Source organism: Intestinibacter sp., assembly GCF_051866655.1.
Taxonomy (GTDB): domain Bacteria; phylum Bacillota; class Clostridia; order Peptostreptococcales; family Peptostreptococcaceae; genus Intestinibacter.
Window position 1 is genome coordinate 1 of record NZ_JBJDXL010000456.1, and the last position, 12,089, is coordinate 12,089.

Annotated in this window: 2 protein-coding genes; both read right to left on the minus strand. The window is 26.9% G+C overall.

Annotated elements, in window-relative coordinates; genetic code table 11:
- Positions 1-4,829, minus strand: a 4,829-nt coding sequence (locus ACI3VO_RS13695) for a hypothetical protein (protein WP_439758453.1), incomplete at its 3' end; no start/stop codon positions are given.
- Positions 4,830-4,832: 3 nt separating this feature from the next.
- Positions 4,833-12,047: a hypothetical protein gene (locus tag ACI3VO_RS13700; RefSeq protein WP_439758454.1), complete on the minus strand. Its 7,215-nt coding sequence runs from the start codon at positions 12,045-12,047 to the stop codon at positions 4,833-4,835.
- Between the last annotated feature and the right edge of the window lie 42 nt (positions 12,048-12,089).

Here is a 12,089-nt window from a genome sequence, read left to right on the forward strand (position 1 = left end):
ATTATGGCTGTAGCTAAATTAATAGCTTCATCATCATTTTTAAAGATTCTACATAAAGTTTTACCTAATATTGTATTCAATTTCGTTTTGCCTGCTTCTGTATTAATATCCCATTTATCATAAAGTCTAAGTTTTGCTGAAATAAATGATCCAATACTTTCATACATTTTCATAGCAATGTCATGAGTTTCTGCTTTTTGTTCCATAGCTGAAATTACCTGAGTCATTTCAGACACAGTTGCATTATCTACTTCATGGTCTGCTGTTAATTGAATGATAAGATAAGAAAGATCTACACTAGAATATAATAACGGAGAATCTAAATAATCCTGAATGTATCCATTAGAAGAATCTATTAATTTAGTTTTTTCATGAGATTCTAAATACTTATTAATAGTTGAATCTATTAAATCTTTAGAAGTAGCAGTTTCTAAAGTTCCCTCTCTTTCTAAATATCTTTTTGTATATTCTTCGTTGTTTAACGTTAATATTTTTGAAACATTAAAAGAGTCACTATTAGATATAGCATCTAATAATTCAACATTTGAAAATAATACAGTTTTTCCAGAATTTACAGCTGTATTTAAAAAAGAAATAAGTTTGTTAATATATACATTTTGATCTCCAGTTAAAGCCAATTCATTTTTTGCTTCTTTTAATTCCTTTGAGTATTGAGTATCAAAATCTATAATATTGTAGCCCATTTTGCTTGCAAAAGACTTTCCTGTAGTAGAATGTGCAAACACTAGTTCTCCTTTACTTATTCTGTCAGTAACAGGTCTATGATAGAACGAAGAGGGATTAACATTAGTAACTCCAACCTTTACTCCAGAAGTATTATTTAAATATTGAATATCAGAATACTTCATGGGCTGAAATATTCTTATACTTCCATTTTGAATTATCCATTCCTCTGGAATATTACTAGGAATATCTTTATCTGTTACTGTAACTTTATTACCAACAGTAGCTACTAACTCAGTAGATTTCTCATCAAAAACAAATCTTCCGTTAATTCTGGATTCAGAGTATGCTCCTCCAAATAATTTCCATAAATCATAATTACTATTTATAGATACCTGTTTTTGTACTATATCCTTTAATTTATTTCCATCATTATCATAAGTACTATATTCAACAGTATAGTTATTATTTCCTAAATGTTTTATTGATTTTACTTGATAATGAGTATTTAAATCTTCATTTGGATTACAGAAATATACATCATTTAGTAAAAGAGGATTAACAACCTTAGATAAATCTAATTTTTCTATAGGCCATTCCTTATCTGTCATAAGTTTTAATAAAGCTTCTCCATTAATTTTACTAGTAATAGAATTTCTTATACACTCATTAGTAATGGCAAATGATGCACATTTCCACAGAGAAGATGTAAGATAGTCTGACAATTGAAAGTATCCTAAAGGCTTTTCAAATGTTGTACTATGCTGTAATTCTGGACTAGAATTAGCAAACCAATGATGAAAGAATGGAGACACTCTTAATGCACCATCAGCTATATCAGCTTTTCCTGTATTTCCAGATATACTAGCAGTTAATTCAGACAAATCTTCTATACATGATATTCTAATTCTATTAGGGACTCCGTCTAATTTATTAAGTATAAGATTATGTCCAGTACCTCCATCTATAACTTGTCTTTTAGTAAATGCAGTAGTTCTAGCTGCTTCTTCTGCTTTTATGCCAGAGGCAGTTAGTTCTGATGCCTTTACTTTAGAAGGATGAGCGAACGGAAGTCCTACAGTAGCTAAATTATAATTGTCACTAACAAGATTATCAATAGCCTTATATCTAGCTAATTCTGGATTGAGTACTACAATTATATTATCAGATGTCAAATCTATATTTTCATCATAATATAATTTTCCATCTTCGATTATTAAGTAGGGAATTAAAGTTTGAGTATCTTTATCAACCCATAATTCTTCATATGTAGCTGATATATCTATCCCTGCTTTAGATTTAATATAATCTTTTTGATCTTGATCTTTTACTTTGTCTACTCTATCCTGAATAGCATAATTAATAGATCCATCAGAAAACATTAAATCAAGTCTTACTCCAAACTGTCTAATAGATTCTGCAAACCATTTTTCTTCTAATTTATTTTTATTATTATATTCTTCTTTACTATTAGTAATATATCTTTTAAAATAATATTGAAGAAGATTATTAGCTTCAAATTTTCCTTTATTATTTACATAGTGAATTTGATCAACAAATGTAAAATTTCCGTTAGGATTTCTGACTTGTATTGCTTTTAATCCATTATATAGTTCATCTTCAGTTAACTTATTTAATAGTGGAATAAATTCTTCGTAAGTATTTGGAATAGTTGCAGAATATTTACTAGGATATAATTCATGTAAAACAGAAAATAATGTTTTATAATCCTTTTCTATATTTTCTCTTAATTTTTTAATTTGAGGTCTTATAGTTCCATAATGTAAATTATACAGATCATCTAAAGTCATTTCAGAAAAGGATTTGTTTATACTATTTATATTTCCATCCTCATCCATATATACAAATTCAAACTTTGTTTTTGCATCAATCATTTTAGACTGAATCTTAGTTTTATCAGCATATACAGCAGGTTGGATTATATAAAATTCATCATTTCCAGAAAAATATTCTGATACTAAAGCATTATAAATAAGTTCCTCTGTTTTCATTTCAGAGATTTGCTTAGCCGTCCCATCTCTATTAATTACCTCCGTTTTATAGACATTTTTCATTTTATCCCTAAAAGTTCTATTATTAAACAATAAATTATAATAGAATGGGGAAGATTCATTAATATCTATATTATCAAACAAATAATTATCACTTGCGTTTAAAGAGGATAATCCAAATCTAGGCATGTGGGCACCATTACTTAAAGTAACATAACTCTTAGTAAAATCTTTATTTAAATATGAGATACCATAAGCTAATAAATCTACTGCATCTCTTACTGATCCCAATTTAGTAGGATCAATGCAATTTAAGTTATCATTATACCAGTTAGATGAATCTGATATATAACTAGATATTTTACTAGATATATTAGATTTTTCATCAAATCCTAACTCGTTAGATAAAAATACATTGGATGCTAATTTGAATAATGCTTGTAATCCATTTGTATTAGATTCTACATTGTTAATATTGTAATCTTTCATTTCCTTATAAAAAGAAGTATTATAATTTTGCCCAAATACTTCATTAAAGAAATCTGTATACAATTGATTAGATCCTATATTATCTAATAATTTCTCATCTACTAAAGATTTTGTTCCGTCTAACTTTAATATAATAGTATCATTTCCTATAGTAAAAGATATATCTAATATAGTATTATTTTTCTTACCAAATTTAACTTTATATTTATCTCTTATTCTAGAATAATCACTACTAATAACAGGTAGTATAGTAAGTCTAGATTTGATATTATATGCTGCATTATCATAATTGCTAGATGTAAGCATTTTAGTAGTATACCATCCTCTTTTAGATCCTTTTTTGCTTGAATTATAATCAGGATTTAATTCATATGCCATTCTATAATAATCCATAGTGGTACTTTTATTAAAATGATTACATATCATGTAATATAAATCATTTTTAGAAATCTTGTTACTTCTTCTATTGGTTGCTAATAAACTAGAATAACTATTTTTATCAAAAATATTTTTATAAATAGTATGGAAGGTATTTCTTAAACATTTATTTTCTCCAGATAGAAATTCATCAATATTATTATTTATTTCATCAAATATTTTAGGAATTGCTTCACTAGGTTTAGATCTCAAGTCCTTTAAATTTTCTGTTTTAGAATTTAAAATAACTCCTACTAAAGCGTTAAAGTCTCTAAATAATATTTGATTTCCTGTATATACATTATTCCTATTAATTTCTCTTAGTGATGTAATATAGTTCTTAACGGCATTATTTGTATGTTTATCTATATCATCATTAACAATAGAATCTCCTTGTCCCCATACAATATTATTGCCGTTATTAAATCCATATTTATAGACTCCAGAAGGAATATTTTTATTCCCTTTTAAAGAAGGTAATATTCTAATATTGGGAATATATAGTTCTATAATATCATCAAATTGAGTTAATAATATATAATCATAAAAATCAGTTCTATTATTTCCTAACTCTGGATTCAATTTTCCATCTTTCAAAAATGGATTTATAAAGGCTCTTGCAGCTCTTACTAATTTATCGTAATAAACTCTATCAAATATATTTCCATTATATATATCTTTCTCATCCAAACCAACCAGTCTAGCTAAATTCCTTCCAATCCTGTTTTGAAGATTCATTAAGGACTTATTTAGTTCTCTGTTGCTGACTACTTCATTTCCATTATTCATTACAGTAGCAGCAATAATACTAGCTTTAGTATATCCTCTAAATTTGGTAACAGCTGTAGGATTTACAAATATATTAGATAATCCTAATTTAATACTAGGAATCTCTTCTAATTCCTCTGTAATCTTTTTACTATTATCTTCAAGGGAATAAGAGTCTTCTTGACTCTTATTCCACTCTTCTAATATATATTTTGCATATTCTGGTTGTTTTTCTTTAGATATTGTCATTTTTCCTCTAGAAAAAATAAAATCCAAAATAGTTTGAAAATCAGCATTACTACTTTTTGCTTCAGCTTCATTTAATTCCAGTGGATTGAAATAACTTATTCCAGAGGATTTTTTCAAATCAACTATCATAAGACTTAATGAAGTTTTATCAAAACCTTTATACTTCATCCATGCTTTCAATACATCACTTTTGTTTATTCCACAATTCATTTTTTATTGTATTTTTATTGTACAAGTTTTTAAACTATCATCCTCTAAAAGATCCATTACATCATCTATAACTTGATTTAATGTATCTTTATCTATGTTACTATTTTCACCTTGCTCCCTTAAAAAGTCTTCCAACTTTCTATTATTTAGTTCAGAGTAAGTAAGATCTATTTCGCTATAGCCTTGGCTGTTTAATAGAGAATTAAAATCTGATTTAATTTTTTCAAAATCCTCTAAAGATAAAATCTTTTCTTGAGCTACCGGATTAGGCTGAGGTTTCTGAGTAATTATTACTCCCTCTTCAGATGGAGTAGAATTATTTATAGATTTATTTTCTAAAGAGTACCCATTTATATCCTCAGTAAGTATAAATTCTGTATCTACATCGGTAACTATTCTATAGTCATTTCCTTCTTTTTTAAAGGAAATTTTAGTATTTCCATCATAATTATTTTCTAATCCTTCTATTTCATCTCCAAGAATCCTTTCTAAATCAGAAATGTAATTAAAATTTATTATTTCTACTTCTACTTTTCCATTTGAATTAAATTTTAATCTTTCTATTACCAGCTCCCCTGTGTTGGATAGAGTTGCTTTATGATATTTATGTAATTTACTACTATTTATAATATCCTCTATACTATTTTTTATTTCTTCATTAGAAGAATTACTGTTTACGGAAGTTAATATATCATTCTTTAAAGTATCAATAAGACTATGAGTTATACTATTAGTATAATTGTTTAGTATAGAGTCTATTCTATCTTCCAATGAAATAGTCTGAGTATTAACAGAGATATTACTTTGTGTAAAAGATGTTCTATTTAAATTTGCCCTTCTAGGAAGAAGTTGATGAATAGTATATACTTGGTTATGTTTTAAAGCTGCCGGAATCAAGCCTTTAGTTTCTTTTAGTGATTTGGTAATATCCCTACCTTTAGACATTATCCCGTCATCAAACATTCCAGAAACCTCCATAACTAATTTAAGAAGGTCTGTGTCTCCTTCTACTAAAAGAGAGTATACTACTTTTAAATCTTTCGAGAAAGATACCAACACATTATTAGTTAATAATGGAATAATATCAGAAGCATCTAATCCATGAATATCATAGTTTAATTTATTTAAAGCTTCTTGTATATCTTCTATAATTTCATATAAATTCTTTCCATTGTGCTTTGATTCTGCAAGAGTTTTAAAACTTTTTCCATTTTTATGATTTGTATAAAATTCCCCACTTGGAGATTTTAAATCATTTAATACCTCAAATGCAGTTTTATTTTTAATTTCTGACAGTGCTGCTTTTAATACTTTGTTGTGGTTTATTGATATTTCTGGAAATATATCTATATCAGTGGCAATATTTTTTAGGTTTGAATAATTTGATAATTTATTTTTTAACTGATTTATTATATTATTCAAATCCTTTGTTCCAGGTCTTACTGTCAAACCTTTAATATTACTAATAATATTAATTATAGATGAAAGTTCATTAGTTAAGTATTCTTTAAGATTTTCTATGTCTTCTTTTTCTATTTTTCTCTTTATTACTTTAAATAATGATCCTCCATTATTCTTAGCTTCATTATTAAATTTCTCTGCATCTTGATTGTATTTGTCTATACTATCATTATATTCTTTTATCTTTTGATCATCATAAATAATGTTTCTAGCTATAGCTAATGCAGAAAGTAATCTAGCTCCAAACATTTCAGGGATTAATTTCCTTACCTTAAAATAATCCAGTTTAGAGTTGTGTTTGTTTTGGAATAATATCTTAGCTTTTGAAATAAAATCGTCATAAGTATAGTTTACTGGATCTAATTCAACTATTGACACTTTATAAAGATCTCCAAAGGCATCTATTGCTTCTATATCAGAAGAAACAGTTGGATCATCAGATACTAAAACATATGGCATTCCTTTTCTTGTTCCATCTTTATGATAGAATACACTGGATATAAATAGTTCAGGATAATGTAGTTTTATTTGTTCTAAAGATATTCCATATGTGTTTTTTTCGTTAGAAAATTTAAATCCTCTAAATTGTATATCATTTATATCTATATTGAAGTATGCTGGATCTGCATAGTCATTAGATAATATATCTTTTAATTCCTTATTAGCTTTAGATTCTATATTTAAATCTGCCAAGGTAATTTCATAATATTCTCCATTACCTATATCTATTCTAGCTACTATTCTAGCAAAATTTTTGTCAGTTCTATTATAATCTAATTCTGCTAATTGATAATCAACAGCTTGATCAGTTTTTGATACCTTTAAAGATAATGTAGCTGCATCTAATTTATTAAAGAAGTCATTAGTATCCTTAGAATTAGTAACTTTAACAAATTTATCAAATTTACTTATTTGTGCTGCACTTCCAGTAAAGGTATTTCTTAATTTAGATTTATCTTTTGTAAGGAGATACTGCTTTATTAATCTCCATGTTTTATATTCTTGTGTTATAAATATATCTTTAGGATCTGTATATTCTCCAGAAAGCACGCCATTTAAGTCTTCATTAATTCCTTGTCTTACTAAGAATTTTCCATTTTCTCTTTTTAGTCCTACTCTAGTGGAAGCGAAATATAGATTTATAGGAGAATCATTTTTTGAATTTTCTTTTTCTTTGTCTTCTAATTCTTTAGCTATTTTTTCTATATCTTTAGATTCTTCCGTTTGTGTAGTTGTAGAGTTACTTATAGTTGAAGGAGTGCTCTCTTCTCCATGATTATATACTTCTAATACAGTTCCTTTATATTTATCTATGTCTTCTTGTTTTAAATCAGCCTTACTAGGATAGCTGATTTTTTCACTACTTGGTACAAGTAGGTTATTATTCTTTGAAATTATAATTGTTCCTTTAATAGATCTACTAATGTGAGTATAAAATGCTTTAATAGAACTCAAGAATTGATTATTAAAAATAGCTGCATCAGCGTTGTTTGCCTTAGTGTAAGTTACATCTACTACAGCATATTTATATTCAGATCCCTGAACATTATTTGCATTTTTAGTTATAACCTTCTCTGGCCCATATTTATTTTGTAAATCTTCAAATATTTTTCCAGATTCTGAAGAAACTTCTTTATCAGTAATAAGTACTATTTGTTCTCCTTCTTTTAGATTTGAGCAAATTTGTTCTAATTGATTTTTTACTAATTGTATATTATCAACTATTTTCTCTCCTTGTAACTCTCCAGAATCAATATTTTCATAGTATTTAAGTTTTAGTTTTTTTAGAAATTCTTGATCTTTCTTTAAATTAATAAGAGATTTATTAATTATACTATCATTTACTTTCTTATTAGTAGATCTAAGAATATTTGATAGAATATTCATATTATCAGATTTATGTCCATTATCCGATCTTACAGACATTAATAAAGTTGGGGTAGTAAATACATATCCAGATAATATACTTGCTGTTCCATCTGATAATAAGAATCCTTCTTGTTTAGGATCACCAAAAGCATGTATTTCTATATTTGGTATTCTAGAGAGCAAGTCAAATTCTCTAGAGCTAAAATGTGTGTATTCATCTATAAAAATTATAGTCTTTTTTCCAGGGACCTTATATAATTCACTAAAATTAGTATTTTCGGCATATCTGTGTGCTTCTTGCTTATTTTTCGGCTCTTTTAAAGAATCTTTGCCTTTATCAGTTAATAATAAATTAAATAATTCTTCTTTGTTATATCCTTTATTTACTTCTAATAATTTGGCAAATTTATTTGCTTGAGAACTTTCTGGAGCAGCAACTATAAAATCTATATTATCATTTTCTAGCATTTTCTTTGTAAAGAATGCAGTTGCTGTTGTTTTTCCAGTTCCAGGATCTCCATTATTTACTACTACATTTGGAGTATAGGAACTTCCTTCAAACGGATTTAGTTCATTTTTGTATCTATTAAATTTATTAATTAATTCTGAATTTGCATTAAATGCGACATTCATAGTAACAGCTAAGTATTGAGAGAAGAATGGGGCATAAGGACTTTCCTCTAACATCTTTAAAAAAGAAGATTTTACTGAAGATTGATCTACTGCTAACATAGATACAATAATGTTTCCCAACATTTCAGCCCCTATATCATCAATAGTAGTATTTCTATTAAGAATAGTTTCCTCATTTTTTAAATAGTCTAGACCATTACTATTTTCTGATTTTCCTTGTGCTAGATTTCTTATTAAATCATCTTTATCTTCTTCACTTAGCTTATTAAATTTTTCAAAATAATAATGTTGGATTTCCATCCATATCTCGTCTAATTCTTTCAGAACTTTAAGATCTTTAAAGTCTTTTAGATTAGATAGTTTATCAATATATTTTGATATATCAAAATCAAAAAAGTTTTCTCCATTTACTAAAATAGGAGTTCCTCCAAATTTTAATAAACTTTGTTTAGTGTTACTTAATAAAGTAATAAGAGCTAATGTAGTTCTTCCCATTGTAAGATTACTTTCATCGGTCTTACTAACAGTATTTTGAGCACTTAATTGTAATAGATATTCAAATGTTTCAGATAACATGTTTAAATCTTTCTCTATTACTTCTGGATCATTTATAGTGGCTAATTCATCAAGTCCTGAATGTATACGTGCCCTATTTATCATATCTAACATGGTTCCATAATTGGAATCACCAACATATTCTCCAGATTGATAATGAATTATACTTTGTGCTATAGATAATACTGCATTTACTGCTCTTATTTGATCTTCTGTTACTTTATTATTTAATATATAATCACTTAATGTTGATAAAGAATATATAACTCCATTTTGATCCTTTAATATTTTAAATAAATCCTCTCCTACTAATTCTTTGGATATGTTAGATAACATTTTATGAAGAGAGTTATTATCCTTTAAAGATTCTAATTGTTTTAATTTAGAATCCACAGATAATAATATATTTATTTCTTCTGGATTTATATTAGATTGTAAAGTTCCGAAAACTAATTTAGCTAATTTATTATTTTCTATATTTCTTTGAACATCTTTATCTATAGAAATTACTCCGTTGATTATAGCTTCCTTATCTTTAGAAAAATTATAATAAGTTTGTTGAGCTATAGTAATTAAATCAGATTCATTTAGAATTTTATCAATACTTACATTTTTCTCGCCATCCCATCCTTCATAATGTAACATTATATTTCCATTATCATCTGTTTTAAGTGTGGCTGGCATGTCTAGCTCTACATTAGAAGGTATAATTCCTGAAATAGCATCAATTTCAAATTCTTCTGTATTACTTTTTATTGCATCTACAACATCTTTAGTATAATTATTGAAGTTAAACTTATTAAAGATACCAAAAATATCTCTTAATTTATCATATATCTCTAAATCTACAGTTTCTGAGTTAGATAAAAGCTCTTCAAGGCTTTGCATATATTCCATTAGGATATTATTATTAGCCATAGCCAATATAGGATCTGCTCCTAATCCAGTTCTATCATCCGTTACCTTACTATTTATTTGGCCATTTGTCCAATTTTTTAGTTGTTCGTCTAAGAATAATGCTTTTTTAAATTCCTTTAAATCTTCAGTTAGTTCTATTCCTTCTGGATTCAAATTATATGCTTCTATAAACTCGTCTATTGTTTTATAGGGAGCTTCAAGACTTTCTATAAACTTCTTTTGTTCTTCTTCTGGAATTAAAAAATTCTTTATTTCAGTAAAGACTTTATCTATTCTATCTTGATACGCTTTTCTATTTTTTCTATATTGTTCGTTATTAGAAATATCTAATAATTCATTAGATAGTTTATCCCTAAAATATTTAAATATTTTAAATCCGGCATCTAATTTTTTAGTTCTGTCTTTTTTAGATTCCAAAAAATCTTTTTCTATTTCTTTTTTGGTTTCAGAATCAGCAGTAGCATAGTTTTTATTATTAGCCATAGCATATGTGTAAATATCTATATCATCTACAAATCTACTACTAACACTTCTATTTAGCAGGAATGCCATTTTTTCAATATATTCTGAAGATCTTTTGCCGCTCATTAGGTCTTCATATCTTTGTTTGGCATCATTATAATTTTTTACATCATTAGGATCAGGTTGTTTTCCATCTGGAGTTGAATCTATTTTATTTTTGTAATGAACTATATCAGTAACTATATCATTAAAATCATTAGCTATAGTTTCAACTATTTGATAGGATTTATCAGCTAAATCAGATGCCCTTAAATCTCTACCCAATGCAGAATTAAGAATATTCTTTTTATCTATAGTTCCTATTTCTGATTTAATTGTATTATCTATACTATTTAAAATAGATAATATCTGATTTCCTATTATATTATTTTGAGATTCTTCTACATTATCTGTAACTTCAAAATAGGTAGATCCATCAGATCTAGATTTTATTCTAGTTGATAATGTAGTTGATCCAAATTTTCCTTTCTTTATATCTTTTTCTACTATTTTCTTAACCTCAGAAAATGGAGTAGTGTTAGCTATTTGTATAAATGCTTTTAAATCATCTTTTGGTAATTCTGAAACAGAAGTTCTTCCATGGATAGCATCATCAAATTTATTCATTCCTTTAAATACAGCTGCACCCATTGCTCCTCCAACTGCTGCCATTATATATCTCTCTAGAGGTTTAGTTTCAGACCACTTATAAGTATTGTTATTGTTAGTGAATCCTAGAGTATCTAAAGCATCATTTAAGTAACTAGAAGATATTAACGCAATATCTTGTATTCCTTCTTCGCTTACTTCCTCTAGAGACTCCCTTAACATATCTGTTTTTAAAGTAGAGGGTTTTAACGATTCTTTAAATAGTTCAGTAAATTTGTTTCCATAATTTTTAATTCTTCCTACTAAGGATTTTCCTGCTTTTTTCTCTACTTCTTCTGATACTTCTGCTGTAAGTTTTCCTAAATTCTTTTTCATTTCTGTTGCTAATTTCTTAGTAACATTTCTTACAGTAAATCCTAATTCATCGAGACCTAAACCACTAAGGGCTACGTCACCTAAACTTGTTTGCATTAATTTATGAAATCCAAATGCGGTTCCAAGTAATCCTATAGCAGTTATAGTAGGATCTATATTAGCTTCCTTAAAAGAATCATAAACACCTTCAGTTTGAGTTGCAACCATGTAAAGTTTAGATAAGTTTACAGCTCTCTGATTCATTTTCTGAACTCTATTATAGTAGTCCATTAGTTTATGCTCTTCTAATAAGTTCATGGCAGTTATATCACCATCCTTAATAGCTGTAGATATGTTCTT